The 20,124-nt window shown below is 37.2% G+C and carries 22 protein-coding genes and 1 other annotated feature; all 22 genes read left to right on the top strand.

The genetic code is table 11. From position 1 onward, the window contains the following. Positions 1-20: 20 nt before the first annotated feature. Positions 21-1,070 carry a putative lipid II flippase FtsW gene (ftsW, locus tag MHH98_RS17165; protein WP_340713295.1) on the top strand — a complete coding sequence of 350 codons (1,050 nt, stop codon included), beginning with the start codon at positions 21-23 and terminating at the stop codon, positions 1,068-1,070. A gap of 24 nt (positions 1,071-1,094) precedes the next feature. Then, positions 1,095-1,889, top strand: a complete 795-nt coding sequence (locus tag MHH98_RS17160) for a cell division protein FtsQ/DivIB (RefSeq protein ID WP_038183851.1) — start codon at positions 1,095-1,097, stop codon at positions 1,887-1,889. Then, the gene (locus tag MHH98_RS17155) at positions 1,867-2,595 is read left to right on the top strand and encodes a DUF881 domain-containing protein (RefSeq protein ID WP_038183856.1); all 729 of its coding nucleotides are present in this window, start codon (positions 1,867-1,869) and stop codon (positions 2,593-2,595) included. The genes MHH98_RS17160 and MHH98_RS17155 overlap by 23 nt, the downstream gene beginning before the upstream one ends. 25 nt (positions 2,596-2,620) lie before the next feature. Continuing rightward, a complete protein-coding gene (locus MHH98_RS17150; protein WP_038183858.1) occupies positions 2,621-3,340 on the top strand; it encodes a DUF881 domain-containing protein in 720 nt (239 codons plus the stop codon). Between the two features lie 3 nt (positions 3,341-3,343). After that, complete coding sequence (locus MHH98_RS17145; protein WP_038183861.1) at positions 3,344-3,712, top strand: small basic family protein; 369 nt, start codon at positions 3,344-3,346, stop codon at positions 3,710-3,712. 97 nt (positions 3,713-3,809) lie between these two features. After that, positions 3,810-5,087 carry a cell division protein FtsA gene (gene ftsA / locus MHH98_RS17140; protein ID WP_038183863.1) on the top strand — a complete coding sequence of 426 codons (1,278 nt, stop codon included), beginning with the start codon at positions 3,810-3,812 and terminating at the stop codon, positions 5,085-5,087. A gap of 49 nt (positions 5,088-5,136) precedes the next feature. Then, the gene (gene ftsZ, locus MHH98_RS17135) at positions 5,137-6,303 is read left to right on the top strand and encodes a cell division protein FtsZ (protein WP_038183866.1); all 1,167 of its coding nucleotides are present in this window, start codon (positions 5,137-5,139) and stop codon (positions 6,301-6,303) included. A 178-nt stretch (positions 6,304-6,481) separates the two neighbouring features. After that, a complete protein-coding gene (locus tag MHH98_RS17130; protein WP_038183869.1) occupies positions 6,482-7,312 on the top strand; it encodes a sigma-E processing peptidase SpoIIGA in 831 nt (276 codons plus the stop codon). A 19-nt stretch (positions 7,313-7,331) separates the two neighbouring features. Further along, positions 7,332-8,039, top strand: coding sequence for an RNA polymerase sporulation sigma factor SigE (gene sigE, locus MHH98_RS17125; protein ID WP_038183874.1), 708 nt, complete (start codon positions 7,332-7,334; stop codon positions 8,037-8,039). Between the two features lie 94 nt (positions 8,040-8,133). After that, complete coding sequence (gene sigG, locus MHH98_RS17120; protein WP_038183877.1) at positions 8,134-8,919, top strand: RNA polymerase sporulation sigma factor SigG; 786 nt, start codon at positions 8,134-8,136, stop codon at positions 8,917-8,919. 85 nt (positions 8,920-9,004) lie between these two features. Further along, on the top strand, positions 9,005-9,238 hold the full coding sequence (locus MHH98_RS17115; RefSeq protein WP_038183879.1) for a PRC-barrel domain-containing protein: 234 nt from the start codon (positions 9,005-9,007) through the stop codon (positions 9,236-9,238). Positions 9,239-9,321: 83 nt separating this feature from the next. Beyond that, on the top strand, positions 9,322-10,011 hold the full coding sequence (locus MHH98_RS17110) for a YggS family pyridoxal phosphate-dependent enzyme (protein ID WP_038183882.1): 690 nt from the start codon (positions 9,322-9,324) through the stop codon (positions 10,009-10,011). Then, a complete protein-coding gene (locus MHH98_RS17105; RefSeq protein ID WP_038183884.1) occupies positions 10,011-10,526 on the top strand; it encodes a cell division protein SepF in 516 nt (171 codons plus the stop codon). Before MHH98_RS17110 ends, MHH98_RS17105 begins: the two co-directional genes overlap by 1 nt. 24 nt (positions 10,527-10,550) lie before the next feature. Then, on the top strand, positions 10,551-10,817 hold the full coding sequence (locus tag MHH98_RS17100; protein WP_340713293.1) for a YggT family protein: 267 nt from the start codon (positions 10,551-10,553) through the stop codon (positions 10,815-10,817). Positions 10,818-10,886: 69 nt separating this feature from the next. After that, entirely contained in the window at positions 10,887-11,675 is a 789-nt protein-coding gene (locus tag MHH98_RS17095; RefSeq protein ID WP_038183889.1) for a YlmH family RNA-binding protein, read from the top strand. A gap of 98 nt (positions 11,676-11,773) precedes the next feature. Continuing rightward, positions 11,774-12,283 (top strand): DivIVA domain-containing protein, encoded by a 510-nt coding sequence (locus MHH98_RS17090; RefSeq protein WP_038183899.1) that lies wholly within the window; start codon positions 11,774-11,776, stop codon positions 12,281-12,283. Positions 12,284-12,333: 50 nt separating this feature from the next. Further along, positions 12,334-12,560, top strand: a binding site (T-box leader). Between the two features lie 47 nt (positions 12,561-12,607). Further along, on the top strand, positions 12,608-15,376 hold the full coding sequence (gene ileS, locus MHH98_RS17085; protein ID WP_038183901.1) for an isoleucine--tRNA ligase: 2,769 nt from the start codon (positions 12,608-12,610) through the stop codon (positions 15,374-15,376). 241 nt (positions 15,377-15,617) lie between these two features. Continuing rightward, entirely contained in the window at positions 15,618-16,097 is a 480-nt protein-coding gene (lspA, locus tag MHH98_RS17080) for a signal peptidase II (protein ID WP_340713292.1), read from the top strand. Next, on the top strand, positions 16,094-17,008 hold the full coding sequence (locus MHH98_RS17075; protein ID WP_038183906.1) for an RluA family pseudouridine synthase: 915 nt from the start codon (positions 16,094-16,096) through the stop codon (positions 17,006-17,008). The genes lspA and MHH98_RS17075 overlap by 4 nt, the downstream gene beginning before the upstream one ends. A 210-nt stretch (positions 17,009-17,218) precedes the next feature. After that, positions 17,219-17,758 (top strand): bifunctional pyr operon transcriptional regulator/uracil phosphoribosyltransferase PyrR, encoded by a 540-nt coding sequence (gene pyrR / locus MHH98_RS17070; RefSeq protein ID WP_038183909.1) that lies wholly within the window; start codon positions 17,219-17,221, stop codon positions 17,756-17,758. Between the two features lie 30 nt (positions 17,759-17,788). Further along, positions 17,789-19,084 carry a uracil-xanthine permease family protein gene (locus MHH98_RS17065; RefSeq protein ID WP_038183911.1) on the top strand — a complete coding sequence of 432 codons (1,296 nt, stop codon included), beginning with the start codon at positions 17,789-17,791 and terminating at the stop codon, positions 19,082-19,084. A 160-nt stretch (positions 19,085-19,244) separates the two neighbouring features. Next, on the top strand, positions 19,245-20,123 hold the full coding sequence (locus MHH98_RS17060; protein WP_038183914.1) for an aspartate carbamoyltransferase catalytic subunit: 879 nt from the start codon (positions 19,245-19,247) through the stop codon (positions 20,121-20,123). The last annotated feature ends 1 nt before the right edge of the window (position 20,124 follow it).

The following is a 20,124-nucleotide window of genomic DNA, read 5'->3' as shown; positions in this document are numbered from 1 at the left end:
AACGTGAACGCACACTTTTTATGAGTGCAATCATTTTATTGACATTGATAGGCATTGTTTTCGTCTATTCTGCAGGGACATATTGGGGCAAGGTACACTATGGTAATACTGCCCCTTTTCTTTTTAAGCAACTAATTTATTTAGGTGTGGCAGTCGGAGCATTTTATGTTGTTTCCAATAGTTCCCTTCTAAGAATGGAAAAAAGTTGGACAATACTGTACATATTTTCACTCTTACTTTTAATAGCGGTATTGATTCCTGGAATAGGCGCTGTGCGAAATGGTTCTCAAAGCTGGATTGCTTTTGGACCCCTTAGTATTCAGCCCGCTGAATTTGCTAAGATTGCATTGCTTGTAAAATTGAGCTTTGTATTAGCGCGTAAGAAAAGTACGGAAAGAACTATTCAACTAAGTCACTTTGTTTTGATTCTATTGCCAGCAGCGCTTATAATGCTGCAACCTGATTTTGGTTCTGCGTTTATTTTACTCGTATCATCCTTTGCTTTACTGTTTATAGCTGGTTATCCAATTCGTTTTTACGTTTTTCTAATGATGATTGGTATTAGTGGTTTAGTGGGTTTAATAATGGCGGCTCCTTATCGATTAAAGCGTATAGAGGCGTATCTGGATCCTTGGTCTGACCCATTAGGTAGTGGCTTCCAAGCAATCCAATCCTTACTTGCAATTGGACCTGCTGGACTGTTTGGACATGGTTTTGGTAACAGTCGTCAAAAGTATCTCTATTTACCCGAACCGCAAAATGATTTTATCTTTTCAATCATTGCCGAAGAAACAGGCTTTATAGGCGCAACATTGATCGTTATAACCTTTGCTGTGGCTTTATACTCTGGTTATGCTTTGGCCGTCAGAACACAGCAATTAAGCTATTATTACAGTGTTGCAGCATTGATCAGTATGCTAGGTTTTCAAGCATTTTTGAATATTGGAGTTGTTTCAGGCTTACTCCCTGTAACAGGGGTGACTTTGCCTTTTATAAGTTATGGTGGTTCATCCCTAATGTCCGCTTGGCTTATAGTCGGTGTAATTTGGAATTTTACAAAAAGAATTTAAATAAAAGAGGAAGGAGTGCACAGTATGGAGAAAATTATAGATATAGAAGAACGTATTCCTACGCTTCGTGAACGTCGTAAAAAACGGACGAATCAGCGGTTTACAATATTGCTAGCCATTTTCGGCATTATCTTACTGGCACTTCTTTATTTTCAATCATCATTAAGTCATATAGGGGAAATTAAAGTAACTGGTGGTCAATTAAAAAAAGCAGAATACTACACAAAACATAGCAAGATCCGTGTAGGGGATTCTTTGTGGGCATTTAAGCCGAAAAAAATTGAAGAGACCCTTCAAAAAAAAGATTGGGTCGAAAGTGTATCAGTTGAACGAAATTGGTTAAACACTGTGACTATAAAAGTAAAAGAGTACGATAAAAAAGCTTTTATTAAGAATGGTGGTCAATATAATCTAGTGTTGCAAAATGGCGTAATTTACAGCTTAGATGAAATACCACATGATTTGAATTTGCCCATCTTGGTTGGTTTCCAAGAAGACGCCTTATTACTTAAAATGATTAAACAATTGGACAAGGTCGATCAAGAATTAAAGACTTTAATATCTCAAGTAAATGCTATTCCAACAAAATCCAATCCTTATGCGGTACGTTTATTTATGAATGATGGTTTTGAAGTTCGTGCAACTATTACGACACTGGCTGAAAAATTGCGTTATTATCCATCTATCATTTCGCAAGTCAAAAAAGGTGAAAAAGGGGTTATTGACTTAGAAGTAGGTTCATTCTATCGCTCGTATTCGAGTGAATATGGTAAACCAACTTCAAGGGAGGAAATAGATGACCAAACAACCGGCCAATAAAAAACGACATTCATTTAAACATCAATTTGCCTTTTTAGTAGTTTCGATTGCACTAGGCTTTCTTTTCGCATATGCCTATAACACGGCAAAGACAAAAGATCACACGATGACGGAAACAAGCTCTTCTGATTTTGAAAAAAAAGAACAATTACGTGAAGATTTAATTGCTCAACAAGAGCGTAATAAAGAACTTGAAGAAGAAAAATTACTTTTACAACAAAAAATAAAGGATTATGAACAAGACTTTTCGGGTAGTAAAGAGGGATATAAAGGTTTAGTGAAGCAGGCTGATGATTTACGTCTTTTACTTGGTAAAATACCTGGACGAGGATCGGGTGTTACTGTGACCTTACAAGATGCTGAATATGATCCGAAATCGGTCAACCCGAATGACTATATCGTTCATGAAAGTCACGTTTTCAAAGTATTAAATGAATTAAAGATTTCTGGAGCACAAGCGATTGCCATTAATGGTCATCGATTAAAAGCTAATTCTTATATTAAATGTAATGGTCCAGTAATCACGATTGATGACGACCAATTCCCAGCGCCATTTGTCATTGAAGCAGTAGGTAATCCAAAGGTATTGTCTGCAGGTTTAACACTAGCTGGTGGCGTTTTTGACCAACTCATTGATGATAATATTATTGTGACGATAGATGGTAGTAAGCAGCTCGTCATGCCTGCTGTCCAAGGAAATTCTTAATGGTCTAAGGTAAGGAGGCGATAGATTGAAGCGTAAAATGCATACACCGTTCATCATTGTATTTTTCATCATTGGATTTATGTTAGCGATGCAGTATAACACAGTGAAAAATCCACAACAACGTGATACACGTGATTTATGGGATATTCGTCGGGAACTATCGCTAGAAAAGCAGCGTCATTCAGAACTGTTAGCAAACATTCAGCTATTAAATTCCACGATTAGCAAATATGAGAATATGGATAATGATAGTCCAGATCGCATATTGAGGGAAACAGTTCAAGGGCTGAAACAAGAAGCGGGATTAGCAGAAATAAAATCTCCGGGTTTAGTACTTAGAGTTGATGTTTCGCCTGAGGCAAAGGCATTAGGACAAGCAGTATCAAATATCTCGCCCGATTTATTAGTAAAGCTTGTCAATGATATTAATCGTTTTAAGGGCAATGCAGTTGTGATTGATGGTAAGAGAATCGTTCAAACGACAGCTATTCGTGATATTAATGGACAAACAACAGTTAATAGTTTGGCTGTTCGAACACCTCCATTTATGATAACTATTGGTACAAGTACTTTAGCGGATGCTAATAAGCTTGCAAGTTATTTGGAATCTTCATCCATAGCAGATGAATTTTATCTTGATAATTTAACTTTATCAATTGGAAAACCACAGAAGAAGGTAACTTTAAATGGATTTGATCGTTCTTTTCATAATAAATTTTTATCAGAAACGACAAAGGGGGAATAGAATTTGTGGTTACCATTACTAGGTTTACTATTAGGTATTTCCCTTGGTCTGTTAACTGACGTTCAAATACCTACAATATACGAAAGTTACTTATCAATTGCAGTCCTTGCTGCTTTAGATACTCTCTTTGGTGGGATAAGAGCACAATTACAACAAGTATATGATGATTATGTATTCGTGACAGGTTTTTTCTTTAATATTGCTCTAGCAGCAGGATTAGCTTTTTTAGGAGTTCACTTAGGTGTTGATCTTTATTTGGCAGCCGTATTTGCTTTTGGAGTGCGACTTTTCCAAAATATTGCTATCATTAGAAGGATATTATTATCAAAATGGAATGATAAAAAAGCAAAGCAATCTGAAAAAGCAGTCTAATAGAAGGAATTTTTTCAAAAAAACAGGAATTTATTTAGACAAGTTACTCAATTTACAATAGAATATTGATAAGAGTTGTTGAAGGAGGTGCCACAGATTGAGTCACTCAGAATTATATGTATCACTAGATATAGGATCATCATCCATTAAAGTCGTTATTGGAGAAGTAAATAATGAGACTTTACATGTAATAGGAGTAGGTAATGTAAAATCTACTGGCATTCGTAAAGGGAGTATTGTAGATATAGATGCTACAGTACAATCTATTAAAAAAGCGGTCGAACAAGCCGAAAGAATGATAGGGATGACTATTAATAAAGTTATTCTAGGTATTCCTGCCAATCAGGCTATGCTTCAACCTGTTAAAGGGGTAGTTGCTGTTAATAGTGACAACCGTGAAATAGGCGATGAGGATTTAGATCGCGTAATGGAATCGGCACAAGTGATGTCTATTCCGCCAGAGAGAGAGCTAGTCAATTTAGTTCCTAGACAATTTATAGTAGATAATTTAGATGAAATCAAAGACCCTCGAGGTATGATTGGTATCCGATTAGAAATGGATGGTACATTAATAACTACTTCTAAAACAATCCTGCATAATGTACTCCGTTGCGTTGAAAAAGCGGGATTAGATATACAAGAAATTTACTTACAGTCACTTGCTGCAGGTGAATTTGCATTAACAGAAGATGAAAAGAACCGAGGCACTGCATTTATTGATATTGGCGGTGGTTCAACAACAATTGCTGTTTTCAAAGATGAGCATTTCACTCACACAGCTGTTATTCCAGTAGGTGGAGAACATATTACGAAAGATTTATCGATTGTATTAAAAACACCTACAGAACAAGCTGAGAAGATTAAAATTGACTATGGACATGCATTTTACGACGATGCTTCAGAGGATGAACTATTTGAAGTGCCAGTTATTGATGGAGATACAAAGGAACAATTTAGTCAAAGGTACATATCCGAAATAATCGGTGTTCGATTGGAAGAACTATTCGAATTGATAATCGATGAGTTGTATCGGATGGGTATTCAAGATTTACCAGGTGGCGTCGTATTAACTGGTGGCGTTGCCAAATTAGAAGGTATTTCTCAACTAGCTCGCCATGTGTTACAAACGAGAGTAAGAGTTTACACGCCTGAATATATCGGTGTAAGAGAACCTGAATATACATCAGCAGTAAACTTAATCCGTTATGCATATATGGAATCCGAGTTTCTCGGAGATTATAGCGATGACAAACCGCTAGGACCAATTCAAAATACAGAGTCAAATACAAAAGTGCCAACTGCTTATGATACACAAGAGCAAAAAGAAGGCGTAGTTGGTAAGGTTCGTAGTTTCTTAACCAAATTTTTAGAATAATATATGCGGCTTTCTCTACACACAATGAGCTAAAATAGGAGGAATAGAGATGTTAGAATTTGATACAGATGTCGAACAACTAGCAATTATTAAAGTGATCGGCGTTGGCGGCGGCGGTAATAATGCAGTCAATCGTATGATTGAACATGGTGTACAAGGTGTAGAATTCATTGCCGTGAATACAGACTCACAAGCATTAAAACTATCAAAAGCAGATGTAAAATTACAGATTGGTAGTAAATTAACACGTGGATTAGGTGCAGGAGCAAACCCTGAAGTAGGGAAAAAAGCTGCTGAAGAAAGTAAAGAACAGTTAGAAGAAGCGCTAAGCGGAGCAGATATGGTATTCGTTACTGCTGGTATGGGTGGCGGTACTGGTACAGGTGCTGCACCTGTTATTGCTCAAATTGCTCACGATTTAGGTGCGTTAACAGTTGGTGTTGTAACACGTCCATTCACTTTTGAAGGACGAAAACGTCAATCACAAGGATATGGCGGTACAACTGCTATGAAAGAAGCAGTTGATACATTAATTGTTATTCCAAATGATCGTTTGCTTGAAATAGTTGATAAAAACACGCCAATGCTAGAAGCATTCCGTGAAGCTGATAATGTTCTTCGTCAAGGTGTACAAGGTATCTCGGATTTAATTGCAACACCAGGTCTTATTAACTTAGACTTTGCAGATGTAAAATCTATTATGTCAGATAAAGGTTCTGCATTAATGGGTATCGGTATAGCATCTGGTGAAAATCGTGCAATAGAAGCTGCCAAAAAGGCGATTTCAAGTCCATTGCTAGAAACATCGATTCATGGTGCAAAAGGTGTCCTAATGAATATGACTGGTGGTTCAAACCTTGGTCTTTATGAAGTAGGGGATGCCGCTGATATTGTATCTGCAGCATCTGATGAAGATGTGAATATTATCTTCGGTGCGGTTATTAATGATAACTTGAAAGATGAAATCATCGTTACAGTTATTGCAACTGGATTCTCAGATGATGATATGCCTATAGATCCGCGTTCATCTGGTCGTGGTGGAATCGGTGCTAGCCGTCCAGCTGTTACTGCGGCTCCTCAACAAGCTGTTCGTGAAGTAAGACAAGAAGAAGTAAAGGCACATCAAGAGCCTGTGCGTCAAACACATACGTCACAATCTCAAGATGATGCTTTAGATATTCCAACATTCTTACGTAATCGCCAAAAAAGACGTTAATTTATAAATCCAACTAGCTCACACAATTTATTGTGTGGGCTTTTTATTTTGCGGAAAATTTCTGCAAAAAAATGTCAGTATACACTTTTTTCTGTCGCAAATTTTTTGCGTAATCACTTCACAGTTTGACATTTTTTGAAGTTGGAGGATGATAACCTTTCAGTAGGGAGGCGGTCTCATGTACGGAGAAGTTATTTTAGCGCTCAATACAATTTTTAATTACATTGTCTTGACCTTTACAAGTAAGATTGGTGCATTACAAGTGTCGAGAAAAAGATTGTTGTTTAGTGCTCTAATAGGTGCATGTGTCGTTGTCTTTATTGGTCAATCTGTTATACCAATGATTTTTGCTTTTGTCGTGATGACAATTTGTGCTTTTGGTTTTCATTTTATGAAATGGCTCAAAAGTGCTGTTATTTGCATTGTGGCCGCATTATTTGCAGGTGGTCTATTAACTGCACTTGAGCCACTATTTTTTAAAATGCCTACTGTCTATTTTGCGTCGACAAGCAGTATCATCGCTGTGGCGGGTCTTGTTCTTTTGCAAAATAGATGGACCGTTAGTAAACAGCAATCTCTTGAGCGTGGACTTGTATTAGATACGACAATGACGTTTCAAGGTAAGAGCTGGCAGTTAAGCGGCTTTATCGATACAGGAAATAGTTGTATCGAACCATTAACTGGTAGGGCTGTTCATTTTATTGCTTGGAGTGCGTTAGAAGATCATATGGATGTTGGGCTAAAAAATGCACTAGATAGCTGGCAATCAACTAATCCTTACAAATTATCAATGTTCCCGAAAGAGTTACAAAGTAAGTTGACGGTTATTCGATTCTCAACTGTACAAGAAAAAGCAGTTTATGGAATCGCTTTCCGTTTTGATCACTGGGAGGTACACGGGGAAGATAGTTTCTTTATCGCACCAGGGTTTTTCGTACTTACAAGGGAATCAGATCATTTCCCACAGCAGGTAAATGTCATTCTGAATGTCTCAACGCTTTGTCAATAATGATGGAAGGGGTTTTTACATGATTCGAAAATTTTGGCATTGGCTACAGCAGAAGTTCATTACTTGGAGAACGAAGGGTACTTTTTATATAGGAAGTCATGAATCGCTGCCTGTACCATTGAAAAAAGAGGAGGAGAAGGAAGTTATTGCGGCGTTTATGCGGGGAGATATGAGTGCTAGAGATACGTTAATCGAACGTAATTTGCGTTTAGTAGTTTATATTGCTAGGCGTTTTGATAATTCAAATACACCAATTGAAGATTTAATCAGTATTGGATCGATTGGATTAATAAAAGCAATTGAAACTTTTAATACTGAAAAAAATATCAAACTCGCTACATACGCTTCTAGATGTATCGAAAATGAAATTTTAATGCATTTACGCAAAACAAGTCGAACTAAAGGTGAAGTTTCACTTGATGAACCACTCAATTCAGATGCAGATGGTAATGAACTATTACTTTCGGATATTTTAGGAACGGACGAGCATATTATTACGGATAATGTTGAAAAAAAAATCGAACGCCAACATATGTTTCAAGCGATTCATATCTTGGAAGAGCGCGAGCGTTATATTATGGAATGTCGTTTCGGACTAAATGGTAGAGAAGAGATGACACAGAAGGAAGTAGCAGATCATCTTGGTATTTCACAATCTTATATTTCTCGTTTAGAGAAGAAAATTATTCATGAATTACGTGAAAATTTAAATCAACCAACAATGTAATGGTTGAAATTGGTCATTTTTCCATCGCATATTCTGTCACTTAACGGACAAACTGAACTTACAACAAAGAAAGAAGCGTCCGGAGGAAATGACTATGCGAACAAAAGTGGATTTATGCGGTGTAGATACTGCAAAGTTACCTGTATTAAAGCATGAGGAAATGCGTCAGTTATTTATCCAATTGCAAAGTGGCCAAGAGGAAGTAAGAGATCAGCTCGTTATGGGCAATCTACGTTTAGTACTCAGTATTGTAGGGCGTTTTGCATATCGTGGTGAACAGGCTGATGACCTGTTTCAAGTCGGTTGTATTGGTTTGTTAAAATCAATTGATCATTTTGATTTGTCTCATAATGTGAGATTTTCAACCTATGCAGTGCCAATGATTATTGGGGAAATTCGCAGGCATTTGCGGGACCATCACCCACTGCGTGTTGCTCGTTCATTGCGTGATATTGCCTATAAGGCAATGCAGGCTAAAGAGCAGTTTATCAATGAGCAATTACGTGAACCAACGTTATCTGATTTAGCGCGTATGACAGGCTTGCCGCAAGAGGATATATTATTTGCTTTAGATGCGATTCAAGAACCAATGTCATTGCATGAGCCGATCTATTCAGATGGTGGTGATCCAGTTTATATGATGGATCAATTGAAAGATAATGCAGTTTCAGAAGAACGATGGTTGACTTATGTAACCATGAAAGAAAATGTTATGAAGCTAGATGAACGACAACAAAAAATCTTAGCAAAACGTTTTTACTATGGTGAAACTCAGACTGAGATAGCAAACGAATTAGGAATTTCGCAAGCTCAAATTTCAAGGCTGGAAAAAAGTGCAATCAAAACAATTCAAAAGCAAATATCACAATACGATAATTAATAACTATGGCAAAGACGTATCAAACTCTAAAAGTTGATGCGTTTTTTGCTATTTCCCTTCATAGACTGAGTTAGGAGGGATGTAGATGAGATTTTCTGATATCCAAAGAAAAGAAATTATTGAAGCTGGTAATGGCCGATTTTTAGGGTTTGTCCTAGATGCAGTTTTGTCGGAGGAAACGGGCTTGATTGAAGCATTTGTTGTATCTGAACCAAAAAGATTCTTTCAATTTTCACAAAGTGATAATGATACAATGAAAATTCGTATAGAAGATATTCTAGTAGTTGGGAAGGATGTCATATTAGTGAAAGCACGATAGTGAAATGTATGACAATTCATTGATAATTAATCCGTGGCTTGGTACAATAAGTTAACAAGTATCTTTGAAAAGATGGGAATAAAATGACGTTTATTATAAATAACTTAGAAGAAATTCAGCTAAAGATTAAAAAAGCAGCAAACAGGGTAGATAGACAAGTAGCAGATGTATCAATAATCGCAGTTACAAAGCAAGTGTCTACTGAACGAGCTATTGAAGCGCTTGATGCAGGATTAAATCAATTAGGCGAAAATCGTCCAGAAGGCTTGTTAGAAAAAAGAGAAACAATTACCGAGGGTGCTGTATGGCATTATATCGGCTCGATGCAAACTCGTAAAGTTAAACAAGTCATCGATAAAATTGATTATCTACATTCTTTAGATCGTATTAGTTTAGCAGACGAAATTGAAAAACGAGCAACACGTATTGTTAATTGTTTTGTACAAGTAAATGTTTCAGGTGAAGAATCAAAGCATGGTCTGCAACCAGAAGAAGTCATACCGTTTATAGAGCAACTATCGCAATATTCTCGTATACGCGTAGTGGGTTTAATGACAATGGCCCCAAATACAGAAGATTTAGAAGTAGTTCGCAACATTTTTAAAAATCTCAAAAAACTACAATTGGAAGTCGAAAATAACGGATATGCTCATGCACCATGTCACGATTTATCGATGGGAATGTCAAATGACTATGAAATCGCTGTCGAAGAGGGTGCAACGTATGTTCGAATTGGTACGGCTCTAGTTGGCAACGAAAGAAGGGATTCTTAATGAGCATGAAGGATAAAATTAAGAACTTTTTTTTACTAGAAGAAGATGATGAAGACTATTATGAGCAATCACAGCAATCGCAACCACAACAGCAACATCAACAGCAAGAGCAACGCCAACAAAGAGTCATGTCACAACCAGTTCATCAAGCTGCAGTAAGTCAACCTGCAGTTAAAAAAGTAAGCAACAAGGAGCGACGGAGTGTGGCAACTGAACATACAAATACACCTAATCTAGTAAGTATTACACAAAAATCTTCTAAGGTTGTCTTAGCGGAACCTCGTGTCTATGCAGAAGCTCAAGATATTGCTGAACATCTAAAAAGCAAGCGTGCAGTCGTTGTAAATCTACAGCGTATAGATAAAGAGCAAGGTATTCGTATTATTGACTTCTTAAGTGGTACAATATGTGCACTGGGTGGAGATATAAAACGTATTGGTACGGACATATTTTTATGCACACCAGATAATGTAGAAGTTGACGGTAATATTTCTGAATATTATTATGAAGACTGATCAAACTGAGGAGTTTAATAATTTATGTTTATAGTAGGTAGTATAATTTCAAAATTAATTTTCTATTATTCAATTGCGCTTATCATTTATATTTTGATGTCGTGGGTTCCAGCAGCTTATGAGTCTAAATTCGGACAAATTTTAGGTAAAATTTGCGAGCCGTATTTAGAGTTATTTAGACGTTTTATTCCACCGCTAGGTATGATTGATATTTCGCCAATCGTCGCGTTATTTGTATTGAATTTGGCAAATCAAGGAGTAATAAGTTTGTTTAATGGATTTTCACTCTAGTTTTTAGTCAATGTCACTCTTCCCCACAATATGAATGTGGGGTTTTTTTATTAAGAAAGGAGGGGTATTATGGAAGAGATATTTCAGCATTTCCGACCAGAAGAGCGTGAATTTATTGATCAAGTTAGTGGCTGGCGTATGGAAGTAGAAAATCGATATGCGCCAAAGTTAACGGACTTTCTAGATCCGCGTCAACGTTTTATAGCACAGTCAATTATTGGACATCAAGGCGATATTGAAATGGCGAATTTTGGTGCATTTGATGAAGCTGAGCGCAGAAGGATTCTTATATACCCGTCCTATTTTGTACCAGTAGAAGAGGATTATCAAATCACGGTATTCCATCTGCGCTATCCTACTAAGTTTGTTCAGCTTGAGCATCCAGATGTTTTAGGGGCGTTACTATCACTTGGTTTAGGAAGAGAGAAATTTGGGGATATAAGATTAGACAACTCTACAGCCCAATTCGCTATTGCTTCAGAAATAGAAGATTATGTCCGAGCTAATCTCACTTCAATTGGTAAGGTAAAAGTATATGTAGAAGAGCTAAATTCAACTGAAATGTTACTATCAAATGAAGAAGTTTGGACGGATGAAATGATGACAGTAAGTTCGATGCGTTTAGATACAGTTATCGCTTCTGTATTTAATATATCTCGTCAGAAATCAGCAGCACTTATTAATAGTGGAAAAGTGAAGGTTAACTTTACTATCCGTGAAAATATTTCTTTTGAGTTGCATGAACTCGATTTACTATCGATTCGAGGTTTCGGGAGATTTATGATAAGAGCTATTGAAGGAAGAACAAAAAAAGATAAAATTCGCATTAATATAGGTCGTATGGAAAGAAAAACATAACAATTTCATTAAATTTGTTGTTTTTTCGATGTACTTACCATTAATGACCTGTATAATAGTTTACAATATATATTATGCTATAAGGGAGAGTGTAGAAAATGCCGTTATCGCCTGTTGATATACATAATAAAGAGTTTACTCGTGGTTTCAGAGGTTACAATGAAGATGAAGTCAATGAGTTTTTAATGCAAATCATAAAAGACTATGAAGTTGTTTTAAAAGAGAAAAAAGAGCTAGAAAGCAAATTACTAACTTCGAATGAGCAAATTGGTCACTATAATTCAATTGAATCAACACTTCAAAAATCAATTGTCATTGCACAAGAAGCTGCTGAAGAAGTGCGACGTAATTCTACTAAAGAAGCAAAATTGATCGTTAAAGAAGCTGAGAAGAATGCTGATCGTATTGTTAACGAAGCTCTATCAAAAGCACGTCGTATTGCACTAGAAATTGAAGAGTTGAAAAAACAATCTAAAGTATTCCGTAATCGCTTCAAAATGATTGTTGAAGCCCAATTAGATTTGATTGAATCCGATGATTGGGATCATTTATTGGAGTATGAAATTGATTCAACAGAATTAGAGCGCTTAGATACACCTGTAGAGTAAACGATACTTGACTGAATGCTTTCTGTTTTCTATAATGTCAACATATCAAAGAAAAAGTTATGATGGAGACAGTATTTTTTGAGTGATGTAAAAGCGATCTGAGGACGGTGTAAGCTCAGACTATACATTCAAGGAAGAAAATCACTCTGGAACTAGATTACTGAACAAAAACAGTAAGTAATCTCGGCTCACACCACGTTAAGGTGTCTAAGAGGCGTATTAAATTATTATACGCAATTAGGGTGGTACCGCGAGATAATTCCTCCTCGTCCCTTTTTTGGGATGGGGAGTTTTTTATTTGCTTAAAAAAGAGGAGGATTTTATATGGAATACAAAGATACGTTATTAATGCCGAAAACAGATTTCCCGATGCGTGGAAATTTACCGGCTAATGAACCGAAAATTCAAGAAAAATGGGAAGAAATGGACATCAACGCGTTGGTGTTAGAGCGTACAAAAGATCGCCCAGCATTCATCTTACATGATGGCCCTCCATACGCAAATGGCGATCTTCATATGGGACATGCATTAAACAAAGTATTAAAAGATATGGTTAATCGTCACCGTTCAATGACTGGTTACTTCGTTCCTTATGTACCAGGTTGGGATACGCATGGTCTACCAATCGAGCAAGCACTAACTAACAAAGGTGTAAAACGCAAAGAAATGACTACTGCGGAATTCCGTAAACTTTGTGAAGAGTATGCTTACGAGCAAGTTGATCGTCAACGAACTCAATTTAAACGTATCGGTGTTCGTGGTGACTGGGATAATCCATATATCACATTACAACCTAAATTCGAAGCGCGTCAAATTAAAGTCTTTGGTGAAATGGCTAAAAAAGGTTATATCTATAAAGGTTTAAAACCAGTTTACTGGTCTCCATCAAGTGAATCAGCATTAGCTGAAGCAGAAATTGAATACCAAGATATCAAATCACCATCTATCTATGTTGCATTTGCTGTAAAAGACGGTAAAGGTGTAGTTAATACTGATGAAAACTTTATCATCTGGACAACAACGCCATGGACAATTCCTGCTAACTTAGGTATTTCCGTGAATCCAGAATTCACATATGCGGTAGTAAAAGTGGCTGATAAGAAATTTATCATAGCTAAAGGTTTACTTGAAAAAGTAGCAGAAACTTTAGAATGGGAAAACTACGAAATTGATCGTGAAATTGCTGGACAAGATTTAGAATACGTTGTAGCAGCTCATCCTTTATATGGCCGTGATGCATTGATTATGTGTGGTGACCACGTTACACTTGACGCAGGTACTGGTTGCGTTCATACAGCCCCTGGACATGGTGAAGACGACTTTAACATCGGTAAAAAATACGATATCGGTATTTTAAGCCCAGTTAATAACCGTGGTGTATTAACTGAAGAGGCTCCTGGTTTTGAAGGATTGTTCTATAATGATGCCAATAAAGAAATTACAAAAGCATTAGAAGAAAAAGGAGCGTTACTAAAGCTTTCATTCTTCTCACACTCATATCCACATGACTGGCGTACCAAAAAACCAGTTATTTATCGTGCAACTGCACAGTGGTTTGCTTCAATTGAAGCATTCCGTCCAGAATTGTTACAAGCAATTCGTGATACAAACTTTACACCTTCTTGGGGTGAAACACGTCTATTCAATATGATTCGTGATCGCGGGGACTGGTGTATTTCTCGTCAACGTGCTTGGGGTGTTCCAATTCCAGTGTTTTATGCTGAGAATGATGAACCAATCATTACTGAAGAAACAATCGAACACGTTGCAAATCTATTTAAAGAACACGGTTCAAACATTTGGTTCGAACGTGAAGCAAAAGATTTATTACCAGCAGGCTTCACTCATCCAGGTAGTCCAAATGGCGAATTTACTAAAGAAACCGACATTATGGATGTTTGGTTTGACTCAGGTTCTACACACCAAGGTGTATTAGATGAACGCCCAGAATTACGCTACCCTGCAGATCTTTATTTAGAAGGCTCTGACCAATACCGTGGATGGTTCAACTCTTCACTTATTACAAGTGTTGCTATACATGGGCATGCGCCGTATAAAGGTTTACTTTCTCACGGTTTCGTATTAGATGGCGAAGGGCGCAAAATGAGTAAATCTATTGGGAATATTATCGCTCCTATCAAAGTAATGAACCAATATGGTGGCGATATTCTACGTTTATGGGTAGCATCAGTAGACTACACAGCTGACGTTCGTATTTCGATGGACATCATGAAGCAAGTTTCTGAAGTCTACCGTAAAATCCGTAATACGCTTCGTTTCCTACATGGTAATGTGAGCGACTTCAATCCTAAAACAGATCGCGTAGCATATGCAGATCTTCGTGAAGTGGATCGCTATATGTACATGAAATTACAAGATGTGATTAAAGCGGTACGCACACATTATGATAACTATGAATTTGCAAGCGTATATCACACAATCAACAACTTCGTAGCAACTGAGTTAAGCTCATTCTACTTAGATATTGCAAAAGACGTTGTGTATATCGAAGGTCAAGATAATGCAGACCGTCGTGCAATGCAATCGGTTATGTATGATACATTACAAGCATTATTAAAATTATTAACTCCAATCATTCCACATACAACAGATGAAATGTGGTCGTATTTAGATAACACAGAGGCAGTAAGCGTTCAATTAACTGATATGCCAGAAGCTGTTGAACAAGAAGATTTTGAAGCATTACGCACGAAATGGGCTCAAATCATCACTGTTCGTAATGCAATTTTAAAAGCTTTAGAAGAAGCGCGTAACGCGAAAATAATCGGTAAATCATTAGAAGCAAAAGTGACAGTCTTTGCAGATGAAGCAACTACATCTTTACTTGCAGATCAAGATATTAATTTTGCTCAATTGAATATCGTTTCAGAATTCGTGGTAGGCGGCGAAACTACACAAGCTCCGGCAGAAGCAGTAGTAGTAGATAACGTAGCTGTTCTTGTAGAAAAAGCTACAGGTGAAAAATGTGAACGTTGCTGGTCAATTTCTGAAACAGTTGGTCAAAGTGAATCACACCCAACATTATGTGCACACTGTGCGGATGTTGTAGAAAAATACTATCCTGAAGCATAATTGAAAAAATGAGCAGTCGATAACTAATCGGACTGCTCATTTTTATATGAAAAATGTACATTCAAAGATATCAGAAACAATATAAAAATATATTTTTGTTTAAGAGACTGCCTTTTTCAACGATTATTCATAGAAAGGGGCTTTTTTGTTGCAAAAAGAAGTATTTTATGAGTAGTTTTTTTCATTCATAGCTCTGTTATGTTAAAATGGTTAAGATATAGAGTAAACGGAGGATATTGCGGTGTATAAATATTATGGGCTAGCAGCTTTTGTAGTAATTATCGATCAACTAACAAAATGGAGTATCGTTAAAAACATGCAACTTGGTGAAAGTATTATGCTATGGGATCCTTATTTTGGACTTCTTTCGCATCGTAATCGCGGAGCAGCATGGGGAATGTTGCAGGGACAATTTTGGTTATTTGCAATTGTTACGGTAGCTGTAATAATCGGTATTCTTTATTATTTTCATAAAGAAGCAAAAGGAAAGCCATTATTTCAAGCGAGCCTTATGTTCTTATTAGGTGGAGCGATTGGTAATTTTATTGATCGTGTATTTCGCGGTGAAGTAGTGGATTTTGTAAATGTACTAATCCCAGTTATTAATTATGATTTCCCGATTTTTAATATTGCAGATGCAGCGCTAACAATTGGTGTTGTGATGTTAATTATTTATATGCTCTTTGAAGAGAAACTCAATCAGAAAAAGGTGAAACAATGACAGCAGTAAGTTATACAGTAATGCAAGAATTGAATGGTGAGCGTATTGATAAAGCATTTGCAGCAATGCAACAAGACTGGTCTCGTTCTCAAATTCAAACTTGGTTAAAAGATGGAATCGTTATGGTAAATGATGAGCCTGTTAAAACAAAATATAAAGTCAAAGAAGGGGACGTTATTTCAGTAACCCCACCAGAAACAGAACCACTTGAAATCGTTGCAGAAGATTTAAATTTAGAAATCGTCTATGAAGATAGCGACGTTATTGTAGTTAACAAGCCAAAAGGCATGGTTGTACACCCAGCACCAGGTCATGCAACTGGTACTCTTGTAAATGGTCTAATGTATCATTGCCAAGATTTATCAGGCATTAATGGTGTAGCGCGTCCTGGAATCGTACATCGTATTGATAAAGATACTTCTGGTTTATTAATGGTTGCCAAAAATGATAAAGCACATGAATCATTAGTACAGCAACTTGTAGATAAGACAGTAACTCGTCGTTATACGGCGCTTGTTCACGGTCATATTCCGCACGATAAAGGAACAATTGATGCTCCGATAGGTCGTGATTCACGCGATCGTCAAAAAATGGGTGTTGTTGATAATGGAAAGCATGCGATTACGCATTTTACTGTAATCGACCGTTTAGGAGTGGATTACACTCTTGTACAATGTAGACTAGAAACAGGACGTACACATCAAATCCGTGTCCATATGAACTATATTGGTTATCCATTAGCCGGTGATCCAAAATACGGGCCGAGAAAAACACTCGACTTTGGTGGACAAGTTCTACACGCCGGTGTATTAGGCTTTATTCATCCTTCAACTGGTGAATATTTAGAATTTGAGGCGCCATTACCAGCTGATTATGAAGAGTTATTAAAAGAATTGAAAAGTAACTATTGACATTTTAAGTCCTAGCGTAATATACTTGTCGTAGTGGAAAACAAAATATTCACCTTTAAAGACAGTCCAGAGAGGCTGAGAAGGTATGCGTGAAATGTGGAAAATCCTTGTGATGCAAGTTTTTTTCGACATATCTTAAGTACACCTATATCCTCTTGGGCTCATTGCTCAAGAGGTTTTTTTATGCCCATAACGAAAGGAGGAAAAATAATGACAATGAAGGCAGTATTACTTGATGAACCAGCTATGAATCGAGCATTGACTCGAATCGCTCATGAAATTATTGAACGAAATGAAGGAATTGATGAGTGCATTTTAGTCGGTATTAAAACGAGAGGCGCTTATTTAGCAAGAAGGTTAGCGCAAAAAATCAATAGAATTGAAGGTAAGGAAATCCGTACCGGAGAACTTGATATCACACTATATCGTGATGATTTATCAACAAAAACAGACAACGAAGAGCCACTAGTACAGCAAGTTGATATTACGGACAACGTATCAGAGCAAAAAATCATTCTTGTAGATGATGTACTATACACAGGACGAACAGTAAGATCAGCGATGGATGCGGTCATGGACTTAGGAAGACCTTCTCAAATCCAGCTAGCCGTATTAGTCGATCGTGGTCATAGAGAACTACCTATTCGTGCTGATTATGTAGGGAAGAACATTCCGACATCAGGAAATGAAAGAATCGTAGTTAACATGGTTGAAGTTGATGCTACGGATTGCGTCACAATTCACGAATAAGCAAGGTAAAGAATGTGAGGATAAAAGGATATGGCAAACACAGTATTAGATATAGATGAAAAACCAAAAGCACTCCAACTTATTACCCTTAGTGCTCAACATATGTTTGCGATGTTCGGCTCAACAATATTAGTACCTAAACTTACTGGCTTGAGCCCAGCGATGGCTCTTTTAACAAGCGGTATCGCAACACTGATATTCTTATTAGTAACAAGATTTCAAGTCCCAGCTTACTTAGGATCTTCATTCGCTTTTATCACACCAATTATCTTTGTTTCTCACTCGGGTGGTGTTGGAAGTGCGATGATTGGATCAATGTTCGTCGGTTTAACTTACGGCTTAGTCTCACTACTCATTTGGAAAACGGGTTATAAATGGATTATGAAATTACTACCGCCAATCGTTGTAGCGCCGGTTATTATGGTTATCGGTCTTGGACTTGCAACAGTCGCAGTTGATATGGCGATGAATATTTCAGATGGTAATGGTGGGAAGATATATAGTTTCCCAGACTTCTCTGCAGCACTAGTTACGTTAGCTGCAGCCATTATTTGTACAATCTTCTTCAAAAATATCATTAGCACAATGCCAATTTTAATTGGTTTAGTTGTAGGATATATATACTCAGCAGCAATCGGTATTGTTGACTATACTGCAATTGGACAAGCGAAATGGTTCGCACTTCCTGACTTTTTAATACCAGGAATAGATTATGAATTCAAGGTGACAAGCACATTGCTTCTAGCGATGGTACCAATCGTGATTGTCACGATTTCAGAACATATTGGCCACCAATTAGTATTGGGTAAAGTTGTGAATCGAAACTACATTAAAGAGCCAGGTTTACATCGTTCACTATTAGGTGATGGTTTAGGAACACTAATGAGCGCTTTCATCGGTGGCCCACCGAAAACAACTTACGGTGAAAATATCGGTGTCCTAGTATTAACAAGAGTATATAGTGTATATGTTATTGGTGGCGCAGCAATTTTAGCGATAGTGATGGCATTCTTTTCAAAAGCGATGGCAGTTATCGAAACAATTCCAACTTCAGTGTTGGGCGGTGTGTCTATTCTATTATTCGGAATCATCGCATCTAGTGGTCTACGAATGCTAGTTGAAAATAAAGTTGACTTCGATGATAAACGTAATCTAGTCATTGCATCAGTTATCCTGATCTTTGGAATCGGTGGCGCAACGTTGAAAATACCGCAAGTTTCTGACACATTTGCAATTGAAGGTATGGCCTTAGCAGCCATCGTCGGTGTCATTTTAAACTTAGTACTACCAGGTCGCGATAAAGACGTCGCTGATTTGGATGAATAACATATAAATACTGTACCTTTTAACAGATTGCCCAGAGAGGCAAAGAAGGGTTATATAGATTCGAAAGCATGTGCAAAAGCGCTATGCTTATCCTGTCATATCCTTCCTCAGCCTCCCTACTAATCTAGGGAGGCTTTATTTATAAACTAGGAGGCTCATGATGAAAAACTTACTGTCAATGGATGAAGTATCAAAAGAAGAAATTATGCTGATATTAAAACGCGCTGCGGAATTTGAATCAGGTGCGAAACCACAACTAGAGAAAGAATACTTTATCGCAAACCTATTTTTTGAGCCAAGTACAAGAACAAAAACATCATTTGAATCAGCTGAAAGAAAAATAGGTGCTACAGTGATTCCATTCGATGCAGGATTCTCAAGCGTGCTAAAGGGTGAAACATTGTACGACACAGTAAAAACGATTCAACAAAGTGGTATCGATGCAGTCGTTATTCGTCATAAACAAGATGCATACTACGAAGAGCTTTTAGAAGGTTTGGACGTATCAATTATCAATGCAGGTGATGGTGCCGGGCAGCATCCTTCTCAATCTTTACTAGATTTATACACAATATTCAAAGAGTTCGGGAAATTTGAAGGGGTCAATGTTACAATTGCAGGTGATGTTTCTCATAGTCGTGTTGCAAAATCAGATGCAACAGCACTTACTACTTTAGGAGCAAACGTCAACTTTGTTTGTCCACCAGAGTGGCAAGGTGAGTATGAGGCGCATCAAGATTGGGATCAACTAATCGAAAAGAGTGATGTCATTATGCTACTTCGTGTACAACATGAACGTGAAGCAGCATATGATGGATTCACAGTTGAATCTTACAGAGAAAGATATGGCTTAACTGAGGAACGTGAAAAAATGATGAAAGATAAAGCAATTATCATGCATCCGGCACCGATTAACCGTGGTGTAGAAATTGATTCATCATTAGTAGAATGTGAGCGTTCAAGAATCTTCTCTCAAATGCGAAACGGACTATTCATCCGCATGGCAATATTAGAACATATTTTAAAGGGGCGAGGCTAAT

It is taken from the genome of Viridibacillus sp. FSL H8-0110, from assembly GCF_038003565.1.
GTDB lineage: Bacteria > Bacillota > Bacilli > Bacillales_A > Planococcaceae > Viridibacillus > Viridibacillus arenosi.
This window is presented reverse-complemented; position numbering and strand designations above follow the sequence as displayed.

Excerpts from the sequence above, each read along its gene's own strand:
- ftsW (WP_340713295.1), top strand. The coding sequence starts at position 21 with ATGAGTGCAATCATTTTATTGACATTGATAGGCATTGTTTTCGTCTAT.
- MHH98_RS17160 (WP_038183851.1), top strand. The coding sequence starts at position 1,095 with ATGGAGAAAATTATAGATATAGAAGAACGTATTCCTACGCTTCGTGAA.
- MHH98_RS17155 (WP_038183856.1), top strand. The coding sequence starts at position 1,867 with ATGACCAAACAACCGGCCAATAAAAAACGACATTCATTTAAACATCAA.
- ftsZ (WP_038183866.1), top strand. The coding sequence starts at position 5,137 with ATGTTAGAATTTGATACAGATGTCGAACAACTAGCAATTATTAAAGTG.
- MHH98_RS17130 (WP_038183869.1), top strand. The coding sequence starts at position 6,482 with ATGTACGGAGAAGTTATTTTAGCGCTCAATACAATTTTTAATTACATT.
- sigE (WP_038183874.1), top strand. The coding sequence starts at position 7,332 with ATGATTCGAAAATTTTGGCATTGGCTACAGCAGAAGTTCATTACTTGG.
- sigG (WP_038183877.1), top strand. The coding sequence starts at position 8,134 with ATGCGAACAAAAGTGGATTTATGCGGTGTAGATACTGCAAAGTTACCT.
- MHH98_RS17115 (WP_038183879.1), top strand. The coding sequence starts at position 9,005 with ATGAGATTTTCTGATATCCAAAGAAAAGAAATTATTGAAGCTGGTAAT.
- MHH98_RS17110 (WP_038183882.1), top strand. The coding sequence starts at position 9,322 with ATGACGTTTATTATAAATAACTTAGAAGAAATTCAGCTAAAGATTAAA.
- MHH98_RS17105 (WP_038183884.1), top strand. The coding sequence starts at position 10,011 with ATGAGCATGAAGGATAAAATTAAGAACTTTTTTTTACTAGAAGAAGAT.
- MHH98_RS17100 (WP_340713293.1), top strand. The coding sequence starts at position 10,551 with ATGTTTATAGTAGGTAGTATAATTTCAAAATTAATTTTCTATTATTCA.
- MHH98_RS17095 (WP_038183889.1), top strand. The coding sequence starts at position 10,887 with ATGGAAGAGATATTTCAGCATTTCCGACCAGAAGAGCGTGAATTTATT.
- MHH98_RS17090 (WP_038183899.1), top strand. The coding sequence starts at position 11,774 with ATGCCGTTATCGCCTGTTGATATACATAATAAAGAGTTTACTCGTGGT.
- ileS (WP_038183901.1), top strand. The coding sequence starts at position 12,608 with ATGGAATACAAAGATACGTTATTAATGCCGAAAACAGATTTCCCGATG.
- MHH98_RS17075 (WP_038183906.1), top strand. The coding sequence starts at position 16,094 with ATGACAGCAGTAAGTTATACAGTAATGCAAGAATTGAATGGTGAGCGT.
- pyrR (WP_038183909.1), top strand. The coding sequence starts at position 17,219 with ATGACAATGAAGGCAGTATTACTTGATGAACCAGCTATGAATCGAGCA.
- MHH98_RS17065 (WP_038183911.1), top strand. The coding sequence starts at position 17,789 with ATGGCAAACACAGTATTAGATATAGATGAAAAACCAAAAGCACTCCAA.
- MHH98_RS17060 (WP_038183914.1), top strand. The coding sequence starts at position 19,245 with ATGAAAAACTTACTGTCAATGGATGAAGTATCAAAAGAAGAAATTATG.